This window comes from Aeromonas genomosp. paramedia (genome assembly GCF_023093515.1).
GTDB lineage: Bacteria > Pseudomonadota > Gammaproteobacteria > Enterobacterales > Aeromonadaceae > Aeromonas.
Window position 1 is genome coordinate 202,955 of sequence record NZ_JAAROG010000012.1, and the last position, 22,637, is coordinate 225,591.

Annotated in this window: 20 protein-coding genes; 8 read left to right on the forward strand and 12 right to left on the reverse strand. The window is 63.7% G+C overall.

Annotated features, from left to right (window positions below; translation table 11 throughout):
• Nucleotides 1–33: 33 nt before the first annotated feature.
• The 5 genes from HB860_RS08210 to pspA form a co-directional block, all read right to left on the reverse strand.
• On the reverse strand, nt 34–1,065 hold the full coding sequence (locus HB860_RS08210; RefSeq protein WP_247626312.1) for a YcjF family protein: 1,032 nt from the start codon (nt 1,063–1,065) through the stop codon (nt 34–36).
• Between the two features lie 30 nt (nt 1,066–1,095).
• Nucleotides 1,096–2,502: a YcjX family protein gene (locus HB860_RS08215; protein ID WP_247626313.1), complete on the reverse strand. Its 1,407-nt coding sequence runs from the start codon at nt 2,500–2,502 to the stop codon at nt 1,096–1,098.
• A gap of 75 nt (nt 2,503–2,577) precedes the next feature.
• The gene (pspC, locus tag HB860_RS08220) at nt 2,578–2,979 is read right to left on the reverse strand and encodes an envelope stress response membrane protein PspC (protein ID WP_247626314.1); all 402 of its coding nucleotides are present in this window, start codon (nt 2,977–2,979) and stop codon (nt 2,578–2,580) included.
• Between the two features lie 94 nt (nt 2,980–3,073).
• Nucleotides 3,074–3,310, reverse strand: a complete 237-nt coding sequence (gene pspB / locus HB860_RS08225) for an envelope stress response membrane protein PspB (RefSeq protein WP_247626315.1) — start codon at nt 3,308–3,310, stop codon at nt 3,074–3,076.
• 3 nt (nt 3,311–3,313) lie between these two features.
• On the reverse strand, nt 3,314–3,991 hold the full coding sequence (gene pspA, locus HB860_RS08230; protein WP_106886961.1) for a phage shock protein PspA: 678 nt from the start codon (nt 3,989–3,991) through the stop codon (nt 3,314–3,316).
• A 195-nt stretch (nt 3,992–4,186) separates the two neighbouring features.
• Between pspA and pspF the strand changes: the two genes are divergently transcribed.
• From pspF to HB860_RS08260, 6 genes are all read left to right on the forward strand, one after another.
• Entirely contained in the window at nt 4,187–5,230 is a 1,044-nt protein-coding gene (pspF, locus tag HB860_RS08235) for a phage shock protein operon transcriptional activator (protein ID WP_247626316.1), read from the forward strand.
• A 259-nt stretch (nt 5,231–5,489) separates the two neighbouring features.
• Nucleotides 5,490–7,085 carry an ABC transporter substrate-binding protein SapA gene (gene sapA, locus HB860_RS08240; protein WP_202046176.1) on the forward strand — a complete coding sequence of 532 codons (1,596 nt, stop codon included), beginning with the start codon at nt 5,490–5,492 and terminating at the stop codon, nt 7,083–7,085.
• A 76-nt stretch (nt 7,086–7,161) separates the two neighbouring features.
• The gene (locus HB860_RS08245; protein ID WP_139435478.1) at nt 7,162–8,121 is read left to right on the forward strand and encodes an ABC transporter permease; all 960 of its coding nucleotides are present in this window, start codon (nt 7,162–7,164) and stop codon (nt 8,119–8,121) included.
• Nucleotides 8,122–8,342: 221 nt separating this feature from the next.
• Nucleotides 8,343–9,236 (forward strand): ABC transporter permease subunit, encoded by an 894-nt coding sequence (locus HB860_RS08250; RefSeq protein WP_139435476.1) that lies wholly within the window; start codon nt 8,343–8,345, stop codon nt 9,234–9,236.
• A 210-nt stretch (nt 9,237–9,446) separates the two neighbouring features.
• On the forward strand, nt 9,447–10,445 hold the full coding sequence (locus tag HB860_RS08255) for a peptide ABC transporter ATP-binding protein (RefSeq protein WP_005325353.1): 999 nt from the start codon (nt 9,447–9,449) through the stop codon (nt 10,443–10,445).
• A gap of 136 nt (nt 10,446–10,581) precedes the next feature.
• A complete protein-coding gene (locus tag HB860_RS08260; RefSeq protein WP_005325357.1) occupies nt 10,582–11,367 on the forward strand; it encodes a peptide ABC transporter ATP-binding protein in 786 nt (261 codons plus the stop codon).
• Nucleotides 11,368–11,512: 145 nt separating this feature from the next.
• On the opposite strand, the gene miaE is transcribed toward HB860_RS08260, so the two are convergent.
• Nucleotides 11,513–12,271 (reverse strand): tRNA isopentenyl-2-thiomethyl-A-37 hydroxylase MiaE, encoded by a 759-nt coding sequence (gene miaE, locus HB860_RS08265; protein WP_247626317.1) that lies wholly within the window; start codon nt 12,269–12,271, stop codon nt 11,513–11,515.
• A 128-nt stretch (nt 12,272–12,399) separates the two neighbouring features.
• Nucleotides 12,400–13,413, reverse strand: coding sequence for a LacI family DNA-binding transcriptional regulator (locus HB860_RS08270; RefSeq protein ID WP_282101183.1), 1,014 nt, complete (start codon nt 13,411–13,413; stop codon nt 12,400–12,402).
• Nucleotides 13,414–13,663: 250 nt separating this feature from the next.
• On the opposite strand from HB860_RS08270, the gene ascF reads away from it, so the two are divergent.
• The gene (ascF, locus tag HB860_RS08275) at nt 13,664–15,118 is read left to right on the forward strand and encodes a PTS cellobiose/arbutin/salicin transporter subunit IIBC (RefSeq protein ID WP_247626318.1); all 1,455 of its coding nucleotides are present in this window, start codon (nt 13,664–13,666) and stop codon (nt 15,116–15,118) included.
• 33 nt (nt 15,119–15,151) lie between these two features.
• Nucleotides 15,152–16,582, forward strand: a complete 1,431-nt coding sequence (locus tag HB860_RS08280) for a 6-phospho-beta-glucosidase (RefSeq protein ID WP_247626319.1) — start codon at nt 15,152–15,154, stop codon at nt 16,580–16,582.
• A 106-nt stretch (nt 16,583–16,688) separates the two neighbouring features.
• Here the strand turns inward: HB860_RS08280 and purF are convergent, their stop codons facing one another.
• The 5 genes from purF to lolA all read right to left on the reverse strand — a co-directional run bounded on the left by purF (nt 16,689) and on the right by lolA (nt 22,588).
• Complete coding sequence (gene purF, locus HB860_RS08285) at nt 16,689–18,209, reverse strand: amidophosphoribosyltransferase (RefSeq protein WP_139435468.1); 1,521 nt, start codon at nt 18,207–18,209, stop codon at nt 16,689–16,691.
• A gap of 18 nt (nt 18,210–18,227) precedes the next feature.
• Entirely contained in the window at nt 18,228–18,719 is a 492-nt protein-coding gene (locus tag HB860_RS08290) for a CvpA family protein (protein WP_005325372.1), read from the reverse strand.
• Nucleotides 18,720–18,905: 186 nt separating this feature from the next.
• Nucleotides 18,906–20,201, reverse strand: coding sequence for a serine--tRNA ligase (serS, locus tag HB860_RS08295; RefSeq protein WP_247626320.1), 1,296 nt, complete (start codon nt 20,199–20,201; stop codon nt 18,906–18,908).
• A gap of 288 nt (nt 20,202–20,489) precedes the next feature.
• Nucleotides 20,490–21,827, reverse strand: a complete 1,338-nt coding sequence (locus HB860_RS08300; protein ID WP_247626321.1) for a replication-associated recombination protein A — start codon at nt 21,825–21,827, stop codon at nt 20,490–20,492.
• Nucleotides 21,828–21,979: 152 nt separating this feature from the next.
• Nucleotides 21,980–22,588 (reverse strand): outer membrane lipoprotein chaperone LolA, encoded by a 609-nt coding sequence (lolA, locus tag HB860_RS08305; protein WP_247626322.1) that lies wholly within the window; start codon nt 22,586–22,588, stop codon nt 21,980–21,982.
• Nucleotides 22,589–22,637 lie beyond the last annotated feature (49 nt).

A 22,637-nucleotide genomic window follows, 5' to 3' on the forward strand; every position in this document is an offset into this window, starting at 1 on the left:
ATCAGGCAGGGTGATCCCCGCCCTTGAATGGCGCTATGACTTGCGAAGATAGCCCGCCAGCTGGCCGACAAGCCGTTTGCGCAGCTCCCCGAGCCTGGGTTTCTCGTCCGCACACCAGGGCAGCGGGCGGCACGCCTCTATGGTGCGCAGGCCCAGGCGGGCGGTGAGCAGGCCGGCCCCCACCCCTTGCGCGGCGCGAGCGGAGAGCTTGGCGGTGAGCTCGGCCCCCAGCAAGTCCATCCCCACCTCGGTCACCAGCTCGGTGGCACCGGCGTAGAGCATGTTGCGAAACACCTGGCGGATGAGGCGAATGCGGCTCCAGTAGCCGAGCTCGATGGCATAGACATCGGCGATGTCCTCGATCATCCGCAGGTTGCGCCACAGCATCAGCATCATGTCGACAGTGGCGAGCGGGCTCAGGGCCACCAGCACGGCGGCCTCCCCCGACCACTTGGCGACCCTGGCCTGGGCGAGTTTATCCCGCTCCCCCAGCACCAGCTGGCTGTAGAGGGTCAGCACCTCTCGATCGCTGTGGCTCTCGTCGAGCTGGGCCAGCCAGGTGCTATACCCCTCCCGCCCCTTGTCGCCGCTCTTCTCGGCCAGGGCCTCGCAGAATGCCTGCCCCTGCCCCACCCCCTGATGGGCGAGCAGATCTTCGGCCCTTGAGCGCACATCCTGGCGCCGCTTGAGGGTGCGCAGCCGCAGCCACTCGCGCCCGACCACGCCGGCCGTGCCCACCGCCACCAGGCCCGACGCCAGCAGCCAGGCGCCGCCCCAGAGCGGGGTGGTGAGAAACTGGTCGTAGAGGAAGGCGCCAAACTGCCCCAGGGAGAGCAGGCCGACCGCCCCCAGCCCCCAGCCCAGCAGGCGATGGCGACGGCGAGGCCTGACAGTGAGTGCGGATTCGACCTCGGTGAACTCGTCCAGCGCCTCCAGAGGCTCGAAGCTCTCCTCTTCCAGCCGCTGGGCCGGGGCCGGGGGCGGCGTCTCGCTCGCCACCGACAGGGTCGGCTCCAGGATCACCTTGCCTTGCAGCGGCACCTTCTGTGTTGTCTGATCGTTCATCTTGTTGTCTGCTCCTTGGTGCGGCGCCGGTTATTCGAGGTGATCCCCGAGCAGGAACTCCAGTGCCGCGTCCAGCCGGATATGGGGCAGCGCCTGATGGGCGCTCATGGGCATGGGGCGAAATGCCTGAAAATCGAAGCCCTGGGTGTGCCACCACTGAGCGGGTGGAATATGGGGTGGCACCTCCCCCGGGAAGAGCAAGAGCGGCTCCCCGGCCAGGCTGGTGCCGCGGATGGCCGGAAACTCGCGACCATTGGCGACCCCCTTGCCCACCTCGGTGGCCTTGATGGCGGCCAGCGCTAGGCATTCGGTCTCTATCCCCTCGAAGCGGGCCTGACCCCGGCCGCTGCTCACCAGATGCTGGAGCAGGGAGACCAGGGGCCCGTGCTGCTCCGGGGTGACGTGATCGGCCTTGCTCGCCACGAACAGCAGCTTGTCGATGCGCGGGGAGAACAGCCGGCGCCACCAGTTGCTCTTGCCATAGGCGAAGCTCTCCATGATGCGGGCGATGGCCTGCTGCATGTCGCCAAAGCTGGCGGCCCCGGCGTTGAGGGGTGCCAGGCAGTCCACCAGCACTATCTGGCGATCGAAGCCCGCGAAGTGCTGCTGGTAGAAGCCCTGCACCAGGTGCTGCTTGTACTGCTCGAAGCGCTGCTTGAAAGTGGCGTAGAGGGTGCCATCGGCGGGCTCCCGGGCTGGCTTGTCCCACACCCAGGGCACGAATTGCAGCAGCGGCGCCCCGGCATACTCCCCCGGCAGCACGAAACGGCCTGGCTGGATGAGGTGCAGCCCGAGCTCCTGCTTGCAGGCGTGCAGATAGTCGGTGTAACGGGCCGCCAGCTCGCAGGCCGGCCGCTCCTCAAAGGCTTGCTCGGCCTGCCAGCCGGGGGTCAGCCAGTCGGCGGCCAGGGCCTGCAGCTCGGGGCGACGCAACTGGGTTGCCACCTGCTCGCTCCACTGCTCGTAGCTCAGATCCAGCAGCGGCAAGTCCAGCAACCACTCGCCTGGGTAGTCCACCAGATCCACATAGAGGGTGGAGATCTCCCCCAGGTGCCGGCGCAAGGGATGGCGGGTGCGGTAACGGATTTCCAGGCGCACCTCGGCCACCCCACGGGTCGGCTCGGGCCAGGCGGGGGGGTCACCAAACAGGGCATCGAGGCCCCGCTCGTAGGGGAAGGTGGGGATGTGGGCGTTTTGCTGGGGAACCCGGCGGGCGCCGAGGATCCGCCCCTGACGATGGGCATCCCACAGGGGCAGACGGCCGTCGATGGCGGCGTGCTCCAGCTGGTTCACCAGCGCCGTGATGAAGGCGGTCTTGCCGCTGCGCGACAGGCCGGTGACCGCCAGCCGGATGTGGCGATCCCGAGCCCGGTTCACCACCTCAAAGGCCTTGTGCTGCAGCACAGACCATGACTGTTCGAGTTTGTTGCGTATCAAGGCGGGTCTATTTCTCCTGTCACAGCCGAACCATGGGGATAAGGGCCGGGCCACAGCCTCGCGCCCTTGCGGTACTTACAGCTTGCTGAACTCGCGCTGCAGGGTGAACTCCTTGGAGGTCACCAGCTTCTCGAGGCGCTGCACCCTTGGCTCGAGCGCGTCGAGCTCCTGGGCGATGCGACCGAGCGCCTGATGGGGAGTGACGCCGGCCTGCCAGCTGCGCGCCTTCATCCGCACCTCGGCAAAGTCCGCCTCCTGCTCCCCAAACAGGGTGGCAGGTTTCTTGTCGAGCAGAAACCAGGCGGCTACGTAGGCGGTGAAGGTGATGAAACCGGCGAAGATGAGGCCGCTGATGGCCAGCAACCGCACTATCCAGGTCTCCACCCCGAAGTAGTCGGCAAGGCCGGCGCAGACGCCGGCTATCTTGCCCTTCTGGGGATCCCGGTAGAGATTGCGAGAGTTATTCGAGGCGCTCATACCTTGTTCCTCCAACCCGGAACCTCGGCATCCGGAATGAAACCCGGTGTACCGACCGACGCAGGCTGCATGTGATGGCAGCAATGGATGGCATTCATACCCTGTTCCTCCAGCCCGGGACCTCGGCATCCAGAATGGATTCCAGGGCCCCGACTCTCTCCTGCATCTTCTCGGCACGGACCAGCAGGCCTTGCAACTGCTCCCGCTCATTGTCGGCGAGACCCGCACCAATCCGGCCCTTGGCGCGATAGTGCAGCACCAGCCAGATGGGGGCCACTACGACCATGAAGACGATGAGTGGCGTCGCCAATATCCCAAGAATGTCTTCCATTCATCACTCTCCTTTCGAGGCAGTGTCGCTCTGGCCGAGCTTCTGGCGCATGGCCTCGAGCTCGCGGCTGATCTGATCGTCCGCTTCCAGCTCGGCAAACTGCTGGGCGAGGGCCTTGTCGGACTGTCCCAGATCGGCACGGGCTTCCATCTCGTCGATGCGACGCTCCATGCGCTCGAACTTGCTCACCACGGCCTGGCTGTCGCCACGGGCCACCTGGCTTTGCACGTTCAGGCGGCTGCTGGCCGCTTCGCTGCGAATGGCCATCGCCTTCTGGCGGGCACGGGCGTCTTCGAGCTTGGCTTCCAGCTGGCGGATCTCGTCGCCCAGCTTGTCGATGCCGCTGTCCACCGCCTGCTGCTCGCGATAGAGCGCCTCGGCCAGCTCGCTCTGCTTGTTCTTCTCGATGAGGGCGGCCCGGGCCAGATCCTCGCGCCCCTTGGTCAGGGCCAGCTCGGCCTTGGCCTGCCATTCGTTCACCCGCTCCTGATGGCGGCTGACCTGACGGCCGATCTCTTTCTGGTTGGCGAGGAAGCGGGCCAAGTTGGAGCGCTCCTTCACCAGTTCATCTTCCATCTCCTGGATGATCAGGCGCACCATCTTCTGGGGATCCTCGGCCTTGTCGAGCAGGGACGTCAGATTGGAATTGATGATGTCGGCTAGGCGGGAAAAAATACTCATGGTTCTACTCCTGTGATGGGCATTGGGTTGTTTCTCCATTGACAATGGCAACTTGTGTGCCAATCTGGAACAATAATTAACTTGTTGATTTATATGGGCACTCTCCATGAGTTTCAAGACGCCCGGAACAAGAGATGATTAAAATAACCAACTTTTGGTAAGATTAACCAGATTTTTCAACGAACAGGGATCAGGATGACCACGGCCACGGAAAGTCTGTTGGGTGAGTCCAACGCGTTTCTAGAAATCATCGAGCAGGCCTCGCGACTCGCCCCCCTGCGCAAACCCGTGCTTATCATCGGCGAGCGGGGGACCGGCAAGGAGCTCATCGCCCACCGCCTACATTATCTCTCGGATCGCTGGGATCAAAGCTTTGTCACCATCAACTGCGCCACCTTGAGCGAGAGCCTGCTGGAAACCGAGCTGTTCGGCCACGAGGCGGGCTCCTTCACCGGCGCCGCCAAGCGCCATCAGGGTCGCTTCGAGCGGGCCGATGGCGGCACCCTGTTCCTCGACGAGCTGGCCACCACCAGCGCCCGGGTGCAGGAGAAGCTGCTGCGGGTCATCGAGTACGGTGAATTCGAGCGCGTAGGCGGCGCCAAGGCGCTCAAGGTGGATGTGCGCCTGGTGTGCGCCACCAACGAGGATCTGCCGCAGCTGGCGGCCCGGGGACAGTTTCGTCACGATCTGCTGGACCGGCTGGCCTTCGACGTCATCACCCTGCCCCCGCTGCGGGAGCGGCGCGAGGACATACTGATGCTGGCGGAGCACTTCGCCCACGGCATGACCCGGGAGCTGGGGTATCCGCTGTTTGCCGGCTTCTCCCGCAAGGCGACCCAGTTGCTGCAAGACTACCCCTGGCCCGGCAACGTGCGGGAGCTCAAGAACGTGGTGGAGCGCAGCCTCTACCGTCAGGGCAATCCGCAGTTGCCGCTCTCTGAGCTGGTGATCAACCCCTTCGACTCCCCCTGGCGCCCCCGGACCGGCAGCCCGTCCCCGGTGGCCACCGAGGCGCCCTCGGCAAGCGGCCCCCAGGCCATGAGCCTGCCGCTGGATCTCAAGGGGGCGGTGGCGGAATACGAGATTAATTTACTCAAGCAAGCGATGCAGCAATCCCAGTATAATCAGCGCAAAGCCGCCCAATTGCTGACCCTGAGCTATCACCAGTTCAGGGGCATGCTGCGCAAATACCAGCTGCTCGAGGGGGATGACAACAATGGCAATGCGGACAACGACTGACCCTCTGCCACCACCCGTTCCGGAGCATGCTGTGCAAATACCAGCTGCTCGTGGAGGATGACAACAATGGCAATGCGGACAACGACTGACCCTCTGCCATCACCTCCGTCGAGACATGCCAGGTAAATACCCGCTGCTCGAGGGAATTGACGAGGGGGAGGTTCGCGCCCCCCGATGGGATGCCCTGCCCGGCAGGATCCCGCAACGCGCCCGCCCTCTGGCGGGCAACTCTGTCTGAAAACATGGTTCCAACATGAGAATGCTCACACCACTGCTGCTCGGTCTCCTGGTACTGGTCACCGGCTGTCAGAAACAAGACGATGCCTCCAGGACCGGACTCATCTATTGTGCCGACGGGGCGCCCAGGTCCTTCAACCCGCAGCTTGCCAATTCAGAGGCGACCCTGGATGCCAGCGCCCGCCCGCTCTACGATCGCCTGCTCGAGGTCAATGCCAATACCCTCAGCATCGAGGGGGGCCTCGCCACCCACTGGCGCAGCAGCGAGGATGGCCTCTCCTATACATTGACGCTGCGCAAGGGCGTGACCTTCCATCGCACCCCCTGGTTCAACCCGACGCGCCACTTCAACGCCGACGACGTGCTCTTCACCTATCATCGCCTGCTGGACGAGCACCACCCCTTCCACCGCATCTCGGGTGGCGAGTACCCCTATTTCCACAGCCTGGGGCTCGGCAGCCTCATCAAGCGGGTCTACAAGAAGGGCCCCCATGAGGTGGTGTTCGAGCTGAACCGGCCGGATGCCTCCTTCCTCGCGACCCTGGCCAGCGACTACGCCATCGTGCTCTCGGCCGAATATGGCGAGCAGATGGACAAGGCAGGCACCCCGGAGCTGCTGGACAGCCGGCCCATAGGCACAGGGCCCTTCAGCTTCAAGGAGTACCGTCACAACGAGTTCGTGCGCTACCTGCGCCACCCCGGCTACTGGGGCGGCGAGGCGAAGATTGAGCAACTCATCTACGACATCACCCCCAAGTCATCCAAGCGGCTCGCCAAGCTGCTGACCGGCGAGTGCGACGTGATGAGCACCCCCTCCGCCAGCCAGCTGTCGGTGATAGGCAAGGACTCCCACCTCACTCTGTCGGTGCAGTCGGGGATGAACGTCGCCTTCCTCGCCCTCAATACCCGCAAGGCCCCCTTCAACAAGGTGCAGGTGCGCCAGGCGCTGGCCAGTGCCATCAACGTGCAAAACCTGCTGCAGGCGGTCTATTTCGAGACCGGTCAGCCCGCCGCCAGCCTGCTGCCGCCACTCTCCTGGGGCTACAACCCCTCCCTGACCCAGCGCAAGCCCGACCTGAAGCTCGCCCGCCAGTTGCTCAGGGATGCCGGCTACCCTAACGGGTTCGAGATGCAGGTGCTGGTGCAGCCCGGTGCCCGCCCCTACAACCCGGACGGCCTCAAGACGGCCCAGCTGATGCGCAGCGATCTCGCCAAGATAGGGGTGAAGCTCAAGATAGTGCAGCAGGCCTGGCCGGTCATCGAGACCCGGCTCGCCAAGGGGCAATATGACAGCCTGCTCTCCGGCTGGATCGCCGACAACGCGGACCCGGACAACTTCTTCCGCCAGCTGCTGAGCTGCGCCGCCGTCGAGCGGGGCAACAACTACAGCCGCTGGTGCAGCCCCGCCTTCGATCAGCTGCTGGACGATGCGGTGACCACACCGCAACTCGCGTTCCGTCTGCGCAACTATTACTATGCCCAGTCCCTGCTGAGCGAACAGTTGCCGCTCATCCCGCTGGCCCATGCCCTGCGCACCCAGGTGAGCCGCAGCGACATCCAGGGACTGACCCTCATGCCCTTTGGCGGCACCACCTTCAACCAGGCCCATCGGGAGTGAACATGGCTGACATCCATTCCACAGCTGGCATCTGGCCTCCCTTCCCATCGACGCAGCCCGGCGCGGAGGCATAAGCATGTTTTTTTATATTCTGCGCCGCATCACCCTGCTGGTGATCACCCTGCTGGTGCTGACCATGGGGGCCTACCTGCTGGAGTTTCGCCTCATCGGTCAGGTGCTGGACTTCTGGCACGGCTACCCGGACTTCCTGCAGCGCATCGCCATCGGCGATTTCGGCCTCTCCAGCGTCTCCGGCCTGCCGGTGCTGGACGAGATCCGTCACTACTTCCCGGCGACCCTGACCCTCTGTCTCGCGGCCTTTGCCATCTCGCTGCTGGTGGGGATCCCGCTCGGGACCCTGGCGGCCCTCTATCAGGGGCGTAGCCTGGATCTCTCCATCATGGCCGCCGGCCTCATCGGCTACGCCGTGCCCGTCTTCTGGCTGGCGCTGCTGATGGTGATGTTCTTCTCCCTGGATCTCGGCTGGCTCCCCTCCTCCGGCCAGATCAGCCTGCTCTACGACGTTCCCTCCATCACGGGGATCGCCATCGTCGACGTGCTGATGAGCCAGGAGCCCTGGCGCGAGGCCGCACTGCGTGACGCCCTGCGCCACCTGGTGCTGCCCTCCCTGGTGCTGGCCGTGGTGCCCACCACCGAGGTGATCCGCCACGTGCGCAGCTCCCTCATCGACGTGATGAAGCAGAACTACATCAAGGCCGCCGCCAGCCGCGGTCTCTCCCGCCGCCAGATCGTCTGGCGCCACGGCCTCAAGAACGCCCTGCCCCCCGTGCTGCCCCTGCTCGGCCTGCAGCTCGGCAGCGTGCTCACCTCCGCCATGATCACCGAGGTGGTGTTCGACTGGCCCGGGATCGGCCGCTGGCTGGTGAGCAGCATAGCGCTGCAGGACTATGCCGCCATCCGCGGCGCCTTCCTGGTGGTGGCCAGCTTCGTCATCTTCATCAGCGTCAGCACCGAGTTGCTGACCACCATCATGTATCCGGCACGACGCAAAGAACTCTATGCAAAACAAGACTGAGTATGCCCACAGCGGCGCAGACGCCAGCATGTCGGCCTCGCGCTGCTCACCCCCTTCATGCTGTATCCGGCACGGCGCAAAGAACGCTATGCAAAACAGGACTGATTGGGCTCCTTTGGCGAGACGCGGTCGCATATGCGGCCCCCTTGTCCGCAACCGCGCAAGATACCCTATGCAACACAAGACTGACCCCGCTCATGGCCAGGGCTGGAGCCTGCATCATGCACGATAAATCGAACATCTATCCGGAGCTCAGGATCCTCTCCCCCCTGGAGCAGACCTGGGCCTCCTATCGCCGCAATCCGCTGGCCATGGGGGGGCTCTGGTGCTTCGGCCTGCTGTTGCTCATCACCCTGGTGGGCCCCCTGGTGGTGCCCTACGGCATCGATGATCAGCACAGCGGCCGCCTGCTGCTGGCCCCCTCCTGGGCCAGCACGGGGAACATCGACTACTTCCTCGGCACCGACGATCTGGGCCGCGACATCCTCTCCCGCCTCGTGGTGGGGGCCCGCCTCACTTTCGGCAACGCCTTGCTGGTGGTGGTGATAGCGCTCCTCGTCGGCTCCGCCATCGGCATCCTCGGCGGCATGAGCAAGGGGGTGAAGTCGAGCGTGCTCCATCACCTGCTCGATACCCTGCTCTCCATCCCCTCCCTGCTGCTGGCCATCATAGTGGTCGCCATCCTGGGGCCCGGGCTGTTCAACACCCTGATCGCCATCACGCTGGCGTTGATACCGCCTTTCATCCGGGCGACCTACAACGCCGTCCACGCCGAGATGCAGAAGGAGTACATCATCGCGAGCCGCCTCGACGGCTCGCCCCCCTTGCGGATCATGCGTCTGGCCATACTGCCGAACATAGTGGAAACCCTGGTGACCCAGACCACCCGCACCCTCTCTGCCGCCATCCTGGATATCTCGGCGGTGGGCTTCCTCGGCCTCGGGGCCCAGTCACCCCAGCCGGAGTGGGGCGCCATGCTGGCGGATTCGAGCGATCTCATCTATCTGGCCCCCTGGACGGTGACCCTGCCGGGCATGGCCATTCTGTTCAGCGTGCTGGTGACCAACCTGGTGGGTGAAGGCATTCGCGAAGCGCTTAAAGAAGGGAACGACTGATGCAATGTTCTAGGCCGAAGAAAGGCATGCTCACCCTGGTTCTCCGCCCATGGCTGTACGGCGTGCTGGTCAACCCATCGCTGGTGGGTGAAGGCATTCGCGAAGCGCTTAAAGAGGGGAACGATTGATGATACTGCGGCTCTATACCATCAAGGACGGCATGGCCCAGATGCAGCACGCCCAGCCACACCCTCATGAGGAGCGCCACTGATGCCCCTGCTCGACATACGCAACCTGACCATAGAGATCGACACCCCCCAGGGCAAGGTCAAGGCGGTGGACAGGGTCAGCCTGACCCTGAACGAGGGGGAGATCCGCGGCCTGGTAGGAGAATCGGGCTCGGGCAAGAGCCTGGTGGCCAAGGTGATCGTCGGCATCCAGAAGGACAACTGGACGGTGCGCGCCGACCGGATGCGCTTCAACGACATGGACTTGCTGACCATGGCCCCCAAGGAGCGGCGCCGCATCATGGGCCGGGAGATCGCCATGATCTTCCAGGACCCCATCAGCTGCCTCGACCCCTCGGAGGAGATAGGCACCCAGCTGGAAGAGGCCATCCCCACCAGCGCCTTCGCCGGCAAGTTCTGGCAGCGCTTCCAGTGGCGCAAGAAGCGGGCCATCGCCCTCTTGCACCGGGTCGGGGTCAAGGATCACCGCAAGGTGATGCGGGCCTATCCCCACGAGCTGTCGGATGGCATGTGCCAGAAGGTGATGATCGCCATGGCCATCGCCAACCAGCCGCGGCTGCTGGTGGCGGACGAGCCCACCAGCGCCATGGAGTCCACCACCCACTCCCAGATCCTGCGGCTGCTGGACAAGATGAACAAGCTGGGCAACACCACCATCCTCATCATCAGCAACGACATCGCCGCCATCGCTAACCTGACCGACACCATCAACATCATGTACTGCGGCCAGATGGTGGAGGTGGGCACCCGGGATCAGATCCTCGAATCCCCCCGTCATCCCTATACGGACGCCCTGCTCAAGTCCATTCCCGACTTCGACAAGCTGGTGCGCCACAAGTCCCGGCTCGAGACCCTGCCCGGGGTGATCCCCCCCCTGCAGCACCTGCCCATCGGCTGCCGCCTCGGCCCCCGCTGCCCCTACGCCCAGAAGCAGTGCGTGCAGACCCCGCTGATGAGCAAGGTCAAGGGACACCAGTTTAGCTGCCACTTCCCCTTGAACATGGAAGAGCCGAAGAAATGAACCCGAGTCATCACCAGCCCATGCCCAATCAGCAAGGCCAAGGGACATCCATGCCCCAGCTGCCACTTCCCGCTGAACATGGAAGAGCCAAAGAAATGAGCCTGATCGTGAATGTCGTCATGAAGGAGCCAAGCCTGTGATCGAACCCGCCCTGTTGCAGGTCAGGGGCCTGTGCAAGACCTATCAGAACCGCACCGGCCTGTTCCGGCGCCAGGCGGTGGAGGCCATCAAGCCCCTGTCGTTTGATCTCGGAGTGGGCCAGACCCTGGCCATCGTCGGGGAGGCGGGCTCGGGCAAGAGCACGCTGGCGCGGATCCTGGCCGGCATGATAGAGCCGAGCGGCGGCGAGATAGCCATCGAGGGGCAGCCCCTGGTTCACGGTGACTATCAGACCCGCTGCAAGCTGCTGCGGATGATCTTCCAGGACCCCAATACCTCGCTCAACCGAAAGATTCGGGTCGGCCAGATCCTGGAGACGCCGCTGCGCCTCAACACGGCCCTGAGCGAGGAGGAGCGTAGGGAGAAGGTGATCCAGACCCTGCGCATGGTGGGCATGCTGGCGGATCACGCGCTCTTCTACCCCCAGATGCTCTCCGCCGGTCAGCAGCAACGGGTGGGGCTGGCGCGGGCGCTGATCCTCAACCCGAAAATCGTGGTCGCGGATGAGGCGCTCTCCACCCTGGACATCTCGGTACGCTCCCAGATCATCAACCTGCTGCTGGAGATGCAGGAGACCATGGGGCTGAGCTATGTGCTGGTGGCCAACGATCTGGGCATCGTCAGCCACATCAGCGACGAGGTGCTGGTGATGCACGAGGGCCGGGTGGTGGAGCGCGGCAAGACCTTGCGGGTCTTCGCCGATCCCCAGCACGACGTGACCCGCCGCCTCATTCAGAACTACAACAACGAATACCGCCGCTGATCCCCAGCCGCTCCCCCTCCGGCCCATGGGCCGGGCATAAAAAAACCCGGCCTGATGTCACATCAGTCGCCGGGGGATTGCGCTCAAAAAAGTGATTGCGTCGCTCGTAGTAGGAACACCGAGATAGTAGGCAGCCCCTTTGGGCTCAACAACTGTCAGATCTGACAGGCAGGCCGCTATGGAACCTGAATTGCGGGTCCGGCGAGCAGATAAGCTCGGCTTCAATCCGGCCAAAATAGGCGACCCGCTCGCTGATATCCTCCCCGGCGTATTGCTCGGCCAGTGCCAGATAGTCCTGGTAGTGGCGCGCCTCCGATCGCAGCAGGGAGACATAGAAGCGGCCCAGCTCCTCGTCCAGGTGAGGGGCAATCTTGGCAAAGCGCTCGCAGGAGCGCGCCTCTATGTAGGCGCCGATGATCATCTTGTCCACCACGGCCGCCGGCTCGTAGGTGCGCACGTGGGCCAGCAGGCTGCGGGCATAGCGGGAGGCGGTGACGGGCCCGTAGGGGATGCCGCGGGCCTGCATGATCTCCAGTACCTGCTCGAAGTGATGCAGCTCCTCCTGAATGAGCCGCACCATGGGGAACAGCAGGGGATTGCGCTCGAGCTCGGCGAACACGCTTCTGTCGGACTCGCCCATGGTGCGTTTGCCGAGGATCTCGGCCTTCTCGGGGATGGCGTCCAGCTCACGGTAAAATTCGAGCTTGGGCAACAGGTAGCGCTTCTCCTTGGGCAGGCAGTAGCGACGCACCAGGCTGTGGGCCGTCAGGGCGGCCTTGTTCTCGCAGTTGGCGTGATCGATGAGCAGGGTCGGCAACTGGGCGGGATCCCGCGCCATCTCCACCCACTCATCCGGGGTCTCGCAATGCAGGAACTGGCGCACGGGGGCTAGCAGGTCATCCATCTGAACTCTTGCACTCTCTGGTTGGTCTTGATTGGCATACATTGATGCGGCTCGATACGACGGGCTAGGCCCGCGAAGGGGGCCCATGCTAACGGATCCCGCCCCGCCTGCCCAGCACAGAGGCAGCCTCACTCCAGCAGGCGCTTGAGGGAGTCGCGCCGGACCAGCTTGCCACTGAAAGAGGGCAGCGCCTCGGGCTCCCCCTCCTCCACCATGGTGATCAGCCGGCTGATGGTCTCCTGGATCATCTCGGTCACCGGCATCTTGACGCTGGCCAGCGACGGAATGACGTAGGGAGCCAGGGCGATGTCGTCGAACCCCACCACGGAGACCTGCTCCGGCACCGACACGCCGCACTCGTGCAACTGCTTGATGGCGCCGATCGCCATGTCATCGTTGCTGGCGATCAGGGCACTGAAGCTCACCCCGCGCGCCAGCAGGGTCGAGACGGCGGCCGCGCCGCAGGCGGGGGTCCACTTGCCGGGGACGATCAGCGCCTCTTGCACGGGAATGTCGTGCCGGGCAAGGGCCTCGCGGTAGCCGGCGAGGCGCTCCATGCCGGTGGGGGAATCCGCCGAGCCCGTGATGAAGGCGATGTCGCTGTGCCCCATCTCGACCAGCCTCTCCACCACGGCCGCGGCGGCAGCCTGCTGATCGGAGTAGACGCAGTGCGCCGGGTGGCGCCGCAGCCGCCGGTTGAGCACCATGATGGGCTGGGAGTGCTGCTCGATGAGCTCGTCCATCTCCTCGACGCCGAGAAAGCGCGGGTAGATGATGACGCCGTCACAGCGGGAGTCGAGCAGGTACTGGATGGCCTGTCGCTCCTCCTCGGCGCTGTGCTTGCCATCGGCCAGGATCAGCTGCCGGCCCCTATCTTCGGTCAAGCGCGCCGCGTGGGAGAGCAGCTCGCTGAAATAGACGCCGTGATAGAGGGTGTTGGTCACCACCAGCCCCAGGGTCTGGGTGTTTTTGGTGGCCAGCTGCCTGGCCAGCAGGTTGGGGCGATAGCCGCTCTCCTCTATGGCCTGGAACACCCGATCCCGGGTCTCCTGGCTGGTATAGCCATTGCCCGACAGCACCCGGGAGACAGTCGCCTTCGACACCCCTGCCCGCTTCGCCACCTCCAGCATAGTCGTCATCATCTTCCCCTCTTCTCGACGGGCCGCAGTGTACTGCACGGGACCCGCTTGTGCTAACGAGAATGGGCGCAGGCCAACCCTTTCAGTGATCCCATTCACGCTTCTGCACAATGGCGGTGCGACCGTCTTGTCTGTGAGTATGAAACTGCGCATGCTGTGTGGAACCGGTTCCACAATGCAGTTTCATTCCCGTTCTTCCCGTCGTCAATGACGGGGATCGACAGGCCTCATTTGGTAAGAAGGATACGACTAGATGTCAAAGAACTACGCGGCCCTGGCCGGCAAGGTCATCACGGCCCTCGGCGGAACCGGCAACATAGTCGCCGTGACCCACTGCATGACGCGCCTGCGCTTCGTGCTGCAAGACCCCACCCTGGTGGACAGTCCAATGCTCAAGGCCACTGCCGGGGTACTTGGGGTGGTCAGCAGTGATAACCAGTGCCAGGTGATCATCGGCAACATGGTCTCCCACGCCTATCGCGAGGTGCTTGCCCAGTTGCCGGAAGGCGCACAGGGAGACCTGCCAGCGGCCAAGCCAGGCTTCAGCCTGCGGCGCATGGGCGCCGCCATCCTCGACGCCCTGATCGGCACCATGTCGCCGCTCATCCCGGCCATCATCGGCGGCTCCATGCTCAAGCTGCTGGCCATGGTGCTGGAGATGACCGGCGTGCTGGAGAAAGGCTCCTCGACCCTCACCATACTCACGGTGGCCGGGGACGGCGCCTTCTTCTTCCTGCCCCTGATGGTGGCCGCCTCCGCCGCCGTCAAGTTCAAGACCAATATGTCGCTCGCCATCGCCATCGCCGGCGTGCTGGTGCACCCCAGCTTCATCGAGCTGATGGCCAGGGCCGCCGAGGGGGAGCAGGTGACCTTCGCCCTGATCCCGGTCACCGCGGTGAAATACACCTACACAGTGATCCCGGCCCTGGTGATGACCTGGTGCCTCTCCTACATAGAGCGCTGGGTCGACAGGATCACCCCGGCGGTGACCAAGAACTTCTTGAAGCCCATGCTGATAGTGCTCATCGCGGCGCCGCTCGCCATCCTGCTCATCGGTCCCATCGGCATCTGGATTGGCACCGCCATCTCGGGCCTGGTCTACACGGTCCACGATTACCTGGGCTGGCTGTCGGTGGCCATCATGGGGGCGCTCTGGCCGCTGCTGGTGATGACCGGCATGCACCGCGTCTTCACCCCGACCATCATCCAGACCATCGCCGAGACCGGTAAGGAAGGCATGGTGATGCCCTCCGAGATAGGCGCCAACCTCTCCCTCGGCGGCTCCTCCCTGGCCGTCGCCTGGCGCACCAAAAACCCCGAACTGCGCCAGACCGCGCTGGCGGCGGCCGCCTCCGCCATCATGGCGGGGATCTCCGAACCCGCCCTCTACGGCGTCACCCTGCGATTGAAGCGCCCCCTCATCGCCAGCCTCATCAGCGGTTTCATCTGCGGCGCCGTGGCCGGCATGGCCGGGCTCGCCAGCCACTCCATGGCGGCCCCCGGGCTCTTCACCAGCGTGCAGTTCTTCGATCCGGCCAACCCCATGAGCATCGCCTGGGTGTTCGCCGTGATGGCGCTCTCCGTGGTGCTCTCCTTCGTGCTGACCCTGGTGATGGGCTTTGAAGACATACCTGTGCAGGAGCAGACACCCCGGACGCCAGCCCGGGCCGACGCGGCCATGCCGGGCCAGCCGGCCACCAGCCTGTGAATTCATATCATCCGACATGACAAGAGGTAACCGATGTCGATAACCAGATTTCCCCAAGGCTTCCTCTGGGGCGGCGCCCTGGCCGCCAACCAGGCAGAAGGCGGCCATCGCGAGGGGGGCAAGGGGCTGACCACGGTGGACATGATCCCCCATGGCGCCAACCGCATGGCGGTCAAGCTTGGCCAGGAGAAGCGCTTCACCCTGCGGGATGACGAGTTCTACCCAAGCCACGAGGCCATCGATTTCTACCACCGCTACAAGGAAGACATCGCCCTGATGGCCGAGATGGGCTTCACCGTGTTTCGCACCTCCATCGCCTGGAGCCGGCTCTACCCGAACGGCGACGAGCAAGACCCCAATCCCGAGGGCATCGCCTTCTACCGGGCCCTGTTCCAGGAGTGCAGAAAGTACAACATCGAGCCCCTGGTGACCCTGTGCCACTTTGACGTGCCCATGCACCTGGTGGTGGAGTACGGCTCCTGGCGCAACCGCCAGATGGTGGACTTTTTCACCCGCTATGCCCGCACCTGCTTCGAGCAATTCGACGGCCTGGTGAAGTACTGGCTCACCTTCAACGAGATCAACATCCTGTTGCACAGCCCCTTCTCCGGCGCCGGACTGGTGTTCGAGGAGGGGGAGCACCAGGAGCAGGTCAAATACCAGGCGGCCCACCACGAGCTGGTCGCGAGCGCCCTGGCGACCCAAATTGCCCACGAGGTCAATCCGGCAAACCAGGTGGGTTGCATGCTGGCGGGGGGCAGCTTCTACCCCTACTCCTGCAAGCCGGAAGATGTCTGGGCCGCGCTGCAAAAGGAGCGGGAGAACCTGCTGTTCATCGACGTGCAGGCGAGAGGCGCCTACCCGGCCTATGCCGCCCGGGTGTTTCGCGAGAAGGGGATCCAGCTCGTCAAGGCGCCGGAGGATGATGAGATCCTCAGGCACAGCGTCGATTTCGTCTCCTTCAGCTACTACGCCTCCCGCTGCGCCTCGGCCGACATGAACGCGGGCAACACCAGCGCCGCCAACGTGGTCAAGTCCCTGCGAAACCCCCACATCGAGGTGAGCCAGTGGGGTTGGGGCATAGACCCGCTCGGCCTTCGCATCACCATGAACAGCCTGTACGATCGCTACCAGAAGCCCCTGTTCCTGGTGGAGAACGGCCTGGGGGCCATGGACGAGATCAACGCCGATGGCGAGATAGTGGACGACTATCGCATCGACTACCTGCGCGCACACATCCGCGCCATGGGGGATGCCATTGAAGACGGGGTGCCGCTGTTGGGCTACACCAGCTGGGGCTGCATCGATCTGGTCTCCGCCTCCACCGGCGAGATGAGCAAGCGCTACGGCTTCGTCCACGTGGACAGGGACGATGCCGGCCAGGGCACCCTGGCGCGCAGGCGCAAGAAGTCGTTCTGGTGGTACCGACAGGTGATCGCCAGCAACGGGGAAGATCTGGCATGACGAGGGCCGCCCCGCAGAGGAAGGGGCGGCTTGCGACAGAGACAAAAACAGAGATGGGGGCCTGGGCCCCCATCTCTGTTTCATGTCGACGACAGTCAGAAAACGTTTAACTGCCTTCGTTGAAGATCTCCAGGTTGCTGGTCCCTTCCTGCCACTCGCGCACCGCCTTGCTGTCGTCGTTGCGCAGGGCGTTCAGGTGATCCAGATAGCCCTGATCCACGTCCGAGGTCACGTAGTGGCCATTGAACACCGAGGTCTCGAAGTGGCGCAGCTCGGGGTTGATCTCCCGCACCGCCTCTTCCAGATCTTCCAGATCCTGGAAAATCAGGCCATCGGCGCCGATCAGCTTGCACACCTCTTCCACTTCACGGCCATGGGCGATCAGCTCGTTGGCGGTGGGCATGTCGATGCCGTAGACGTTGGGGAAGCGGATTTCCGGTGCCGCCGAGGCGAAGTAGACCTTGGCTGCCCCTGCTTCACGGGCCATCTGGATGATCTGCTCCGAGGTGGTGCCACGGACGATGGAGTCATCCACCAGCAACACCTTCTTGCCCTTGAATTCGGAGCTGATGGCGTTGAGCTTGCGACGCACCGACTTCTTGCGCTGGGTCTGGCCCGGCATGATGAAGGTACGGCCGATGTAGCGGTTCTTCACGAAGCCCTGGCGGTAAGGCAGGCCCAGGGTGTGGGCGATCTCCAGCGCCACGTCGCAGGAGGTCTCGGGGATGGGGATGACCACGTCCACGTCGAGATCTTCCCACTCCCGTGCAATCTTCTTGCCCAGCTTGCGGCCCATGTTGAGGCGGGCGGCGTAGACGGAGACCTTGTCGATGCACGAATCTGGGCGGGCGAAGTAGACGTACTCGAAGATGCAGGAGCTCATCTGGGGGTTCTCCGCACACTGCTCGGAGAAGAGCTGGCCCTGCTCTGTGATGTAGATGGCCTCGCCCGGGGCGACGTCACGCACCGTCTCGAAACCGATGGCGTCGAGGGCCACGCTCTCGGAGGCGAGCATGTACTCCACCTGGCCCTGCTCGTCGGCGCGGCGGCCCAGGATCAGCGGACGGATGCCGTTGGGATCGCGAAAGCCGATGAGACCGTGGCCGATCACCAGGGACACCACGGCATAGGCGCCGCGGATCTGCTGGTGCACCTTGCGCACCGCAGAGAAGATGTCCGCAGGGGCCAGCGCCATCTTGTCGCACAGATCCAGCTCGTGGGCCAGCACGTTCAGCAGCACTTCGGAGTCCGAGGTGGTGTTGATGTGGCGGCGGGCCACCTTGAACTGCTGCTCCTTGAGATCCTTGGCGTTGGTGAGGTTGCCGTTATGGGCCAGCACCATGCCGTAGGGCGAGTTCACGTAAAAGGGTTGGGCTTCAGCGGCACTGGAGCTGCCTGCGGTGGGATATCTGACATGTCCTATGCCGATATGCCCCTTCAGTCGCTGCATGTGGCGCACTTCAAACACATCCTTCACCAGGCCGTTGGCCTTGCGTTGCCGGAAGTTTCCACTGTCAATGGTCACGATCCCGGCGGCATCCTGTCCCCTGTGCTGCAACACCGTCAAGGCGTCGTAGAGGGCCTGATTGACGGGGGTGGTGCCAACTATACCGACAATACCGCACATGTCTTTGCTACCTCGAAGTCACTGTACCTGTTGAAGAAAACTGGACGAGTTCAGCATGAACCCGAAAAACCACTGGATCACCGGCTTGAACTCGGGAACCAGCTTGGACGCCACCCACCAGTCGCTCTGGGAGAGGCTGGTGAAGGTATCCATAAAAAACAGCAGGGCACTGACGATCAGTACCCCGCGAATGGCGCCAAAACAGACCCCCAGCACCCGATCCGTGCCGGAGAGTCCCGTCTTTTCCACCAGCAAGCCCACCACGTAGTTGACCACGCTCCCCAGGATCAGGGTCGCCACGAAGAGGGCGGCGATGGCCAGGCCGTTGCGCACCATGGCGTCGGAGAAGGAGGTGAAGTAGACGGCGAGATCCGGATAGAAATGGCTGGCAATGAAAAAGGCGACGAACCAGGTGACGAGGGACATGGCTTCCTTCAGGAAGCCGCGCACCAGGCTGATGAGGGCAGAGAAACCGACGATGCCGATGATGGCGTAATCAATCCAGACCATAGAAAAAGATGTCCTGCGAAATTGCGGCGCAGTCTAACAAAAACGATTGCGCAATGCTTGATAAAAATGTGTTAAAGGTTCAATGGAGCGCCGAAGGAGACCGCTCCTCGCCCCTGCCGGGGGCGGCTGGCGCCCAAATGCACAACGCCATGGCAATGCCATGGCGTTGTGGTCAGCAAGGGGGGCTTAGCCGATGTGGGTCAGGCCGCCCATGTAGGACTGCAGCGCCGCCGGGATGGCGATGCGGCCGTCTTCCTGCTGGTAGTTCTCGATCACCGCCACCAGGGTGCGGCCCACCGCCAGGCCAGAGCCGTTCAGGGTGTGCAGCAGCTGCGGCTTGCCGTCCACACGCACGCGGGCCTGCATGCGGCGCGCCTGGAAGTCGGTGCAGTTGGAGACGGAGGAGATCTCGCGGTAGGTGTTCTGGGCCGGCAGCCAGACTTCCAGATCGTAGGTCTTGGCGGCGCAGAAGCCCATGTCACCGGTGCAGAGCGCCATCACGCGATAGGGCAGCTCCAGCAGTTGCAGTACCTTCTCGGCGTGGCCCACCATCTCTTCCAGCGCGTCCCAGGACTTCTCCGGGTGCACCAGCTGGACCATCTCGACCTTGTCGAACTGGTGCATGCGGATGAGGCCCCGGGTGTCACGGCCATAAGAGCCGGCTTCGGAGCGGAAGCAGGGGCTGTGGGCCGTCATCTTGATGGGCAGTTCCTGCTCGTCGAAGATCTCGTCGCGGGCCATGTTGGTGAGCGGCACTTCGGAGGTCGGAATGAGGGAGAACTTGCGCACCTTGCCCTCGTCTTCCCCTTCCCCCTCGATACCTGTGTTGAACAGGTCCTGGGAGAACTTCGGCAGCTGGCCGGTGCCATACAGGCTGTCCGGGTTCACCAGATAGGGCACGTAGCATTCGGTGTAGCCGTGCTGCAGGGTGTGCAGGTCCAGCATGAACTGCGCCAGGGCGCGGTGCAGGCGGGCAATCTGGCCCTTCATCACCACGAAGCGGGCGCCGGAGAGCTTGACGCCGTTCTTGAAGTCCACGCCCTTGACCGCTTCACCTATGTCGATGTGATCCCGTACCGGGAAGCTGAACTCGCGCGGGGTGCCCCAGCGACGCACTTCCACGTTGTCGTTCTCGTCGCGGCCCACCGGGGTGGTGTCGCTCGGCAGGTTGGGGATGGCGTCCGAGATGGCCTTGATGTCGGCCAGCAGTGCCTCGAGCGCGACCTTGCTGGTCTCCAGCTCGTCGTTGATCTTGGTCACTTCGGCCTTGAGCGGAGCCACATCTTCGCCGCGACGGGCAGCCTCACCGATGGACTTGGAGCGGGCGTTGCGCTCGGCCTGCAGCTCCTGGGTACGGGACTGCAGATCCTTGCGTTTCTCTTCCAGAGCATTGACAGCCGCTACGTCCAGCGCGTAGCCACGTGCAGCCAGACGAGCGGCGGCCTCTTCGATATCGCTGCGCAGATATTTGGGATCCAGCATGGTTTACCTACTTTTTTTTAATGGGATCTGGGCCTGGGTCATCCGCCCTGGCGAGAAAACAGATCCGGAAGTTAACATCGGTTGGCGCACCCCTATGTCTTCGGAATCGGGCCTTCGAAATCAAGAAGATGGTGCAAGGCCAAGACAAGCGGGGTCAGAGGGGCAGTGTAGCAGACCGCCCCCCCGCCCGAACAGGGCGTATTGCTGTCGTTTTTGCCAAGCTTGACGGCATCGGCAAGCTTATCTTCGCCGATCCGAGGGATTCCCATGCCGCCCGGCAACCCGCCCTTACTTGTCTCTCTGGCGCGGGCTCTGCCGGTCCAGCTCGCGCAGATAGTCGAGCTTCTGGGCGATCTGCTTCTCGAGGCCCCGATCGGTGGGCTGGTAGTAGTGCTTGCCCGCCAGCTCGGGGGGGAAGTACTCCTCGCCGGCGGCATAGGCCCCGGGTTCGTCGTGGGCGTAGCGGTATTCGGCGCCATAGCCGAGCTCGCTCATCAGCCTGGTGGGGGCGTTGCGCAGGTGCGGCGGCACCTCGAAGTCCGGCAGGTTTCTGGCGTCATTGAGCGCCGCCTTCCAGGCGGTGTAGACCGCATTGCTCTTGGGGGCGCAGGCGAGGTAGACGATGGCCTGGGCGATGGCCCGCTCCCCTTCCGCCGGACCGATGCGGTGGAAGCAGTCCCAGGCCGAGAGCGCCACCTGCATGGCGCGGGGATCGGCGTTGCCCACGTCTTCCGAGGCAATGGCCAGCAAGCGGCGGGCGATGTAGAGCGGATCGCAACCGGCGCCCACCATGCGGGCATACCAGTAGAGCGCCGCATCCGGCGCCGAGCCGCGAATGGACTTGTGCACCGCCGAGATGAGGTCGTAGAAGTGATCCCCCCCCTTGTCGAAGCGCGCCACGTGCTCCCCCACCACGGCGGCGAGCAGGGCGCTGTCGATCACCCTCTCCCCTGCCCCATTGGCCTCGGCCATGTCGGCCAGGAGCTCCAGGTAGTTGAGGGACTTGCGCCCGTCTCCATCCACGGCTTTGGCCAGCGCCGCCTTCACCCCGGGGGCAAAGGTGAGGCTGGGGTCGTTGAGGCCACGGGGATCTGTCATCGCCTGATCGAGCATGGCGAGGATGTCCTCCTCCTCCAGCCGCTTGAGCAGGTAGACCCGGGCCCGGGAGAGCAGTGCGTTGTTGAGTTCGAACGAGGGGTTTTCGGTGGTGGCGCCGATGAAGGTGATGGTGCCGTCTTCGATGTGGGGCAGGAACACATCCTGCTGGCTCTTGTTGAAGCGGTGCACCTCGTCTACGAAGAGGATGGTGCGCACCCCGCGCCAGCTGTTCTCCTTCGCCTTGTCGATGGCGGCGCGGATCTCCTTGATGCCGGAGGTGACCGCAGAGAGCCGCTCCACTTCGGCCTGGCAGTAGTGGGCCATCAGCTCGGCGAGGGTGGTCTTGCCGGTGCCGGGCGGTCCCCACAGGATCATGGAGTGGCAGTGCCCCGCCAGGATCGCCTTGCGCAGGGGCTTGTCCGCCCCCAGGATGTGCTGCTGGCCTATGTACTGATCCAGGGTTTGCGGCCGCATCCTGGCCGCCAGCGGACGAAAGTCCGACGAGAAATCCAGCGACAAATTGCTCATCTGTATTGACCGTTCAGTATCACGCATACCGCCATGGAAAAACGGACCGACGCGACATCCAACAAGAGGTTACTCATCTCTATTGACCCCCAGCGTCACGCCCGTCGCCGTTGACAGACGGGCTGACGATAAATCCAGCGACCGCCTGCTCATCAGCGCTGATCGTCCAGTGCGACCCCCTTGGGTATCTTGAACACGAACTCGTTGCCCTTGAGCACCGGCTTGCGGTTGAAGCTGCTCAAGACGAATTCGCTCCACTGCCCCTGGGCCTCTTTCACGTCGAACCGGCTGATGTTGTTCTGACGGTCGAAGGTGATGCGGAAGGAGGCGATCAGCTCGTCCTTGTTGCGGCTGGCGACTGTGTAGACGTCCCCTTCCTGGGTCACGTCGTAGTTCTTCCAGAGCCCGACATCGTTGCCGGCGATCAGCACGAAGGGGGTGTTGAGCACCGCATCCTTCATCTTGAGGGCGGTGACCTGCTCGACGAAGGGATCATAGACCCACACATCCTTGCCGTCCGCCACGATCAGGCTCTCGTCCGGGGTCGTAGTGTGCCAGTTGAAGCGGTTCGGGCGCTGCACCAGCAGGGAGCCGCTCGCCTTCTGCAGCTCCTTGCCCTTGCTGTCATAGACGGTCTGGGCAAACTTGGCCGAGAACAGGCTGACACCCGTCAGCTTCTGCTTGAGATCGCTGGCCGCATCGGCCCACACCTGGCTGCTGGCGAGCAACAGTACAGAACCCATCAATAATGCTTTTTTCATCGCGATTCCCGTTGAAGAGGGTCAGATAAAAGGCCATGTCCGCAGACAT

Excerpts from the sequence above, each read along its gene's own strand:
- HB860_RS08245 (WP_139435478.1), top strand. The coding sequence starts at position 7,162 with ATGTTTTTTTATATTCTGCGCCGCATCACCCTGCTGGTGATCACCCTG.
- serS (WP_247626320.1), bottom strand. The coding sequence starts at position 20,201 with ATGCTGGATCCCAAATATCTGCGCAGCGATATCGAAGAGGCCGCCGCT.
- purF (WP_139435468.1), bottom strand. The coding sequence starts at position 18,209 with ATGTGCGGTATTGTCGGTATAGTTGGCACCACCCCCGTCAATCAGGCC.
- HB860_RS08255 (WP_005325353.1), top strand. The coding sequence starts at position 9,447 with ATGCCCCTGCTCGACATACGCAACCTGACCATAGAGATCGACACCCCC.
- HB860_RS08300 (WP_247626321.1), bottom strand. The coding sequence starts at position 21,827 with ATGAGCAATTTGTCGCTGGATTTCTCGTCGGACTTTCGTCCGCTGGCG.
- pspC (WP_247626314.1), bottom strand. The coding sequence starts at position 2,979 with ATGAGCGCCTCGAATAACTCTCGCAATCTCTACCGGGATCCCCAGAAG.
- HB860_RS08280 (WP_247626319.1), top strand. The coding sequence starts at position 15,152 with ATGTCGATAACCAGATTTCCCCAAGGCTTCCTCTGGGGCGGCGCCCTG.
- pspB (WP_247626315.1), bottom strand. The coding sequence starts at position 3,310 with ATGGAAGACATTCTTGGGATATTGGCGACGCCACTCATCGTCTTCATG.
- HB860_RS08250 (WP_139435476.1), top strand. The coding sequence starts at position 8,343 with ATGCACGATAAATCGAACATCTATCCGGAGCTCAGGATCCTCTCCCCC.
- pspF (WP_247626316.1), top strand. The coding sequence starts at position 4,187 with ATGACCACGGCCACGGAAAGTCTGTTGGGTGAGTCCAACGCGTTTCTA.
- lolA (WP_247626322.1), bottom strand. The coding sequence starts at position 22,588 with ATGAAAAAAGCATTATTGATGGGTTCTGTACTGTTGCTCGCCAGCAGC.
- HB860_RS08290 (WP_005325372.1), bottom strand. The coding sequence starts at position 18,719 with ATGGTCTGGATTGATTACGCCATCATCGGCATCGTCGGTTTCTCTGCC.
- HB860_RS08270 (WP_282101183.1), bottom strand. The coding sequence starts at position 13,413 with ATGATGACGACTATGCTGGAGGTGGCGAAGCGGGCAGGGGTGTCGAAG.
- pspA (WP_106886961.1), bottom strand. The coding sequence starts at position 3,991 with ATGAGTATTTTTTCCCGCCTAGCCGACATCATCAATTCCAATCTGACG.
- HB860_RS08210 (WP_247626312.1), bottom strand. The coding sequence starts at position 1,065 with ATGAACGATCAGACAACACAGAAGGTGCCGCTGCAAGGCAAGGTGATC.
- miaE (WP_247626317.1), bottom strand. The coding sequence starts at position 12,271 with ATGGATGACCTGCTAGCCCCCGTGCGCCAGTTCCTGCATTGCGAGACC.
- sapA (WP_202046176.1), top strand. The coding sequence starts at position 5,490 with ATGCTCACACCACTGCTGCTCGGTCTCCTGGTACTGGTCACCGGCTGT.
- ascF (WP_247626318.1), top strand. The coding sequence starts at position 13,664 with ATGTCAAAGAACTACGCGGCCCTGGCCGGCAAGGTCATCACGGCCCTC.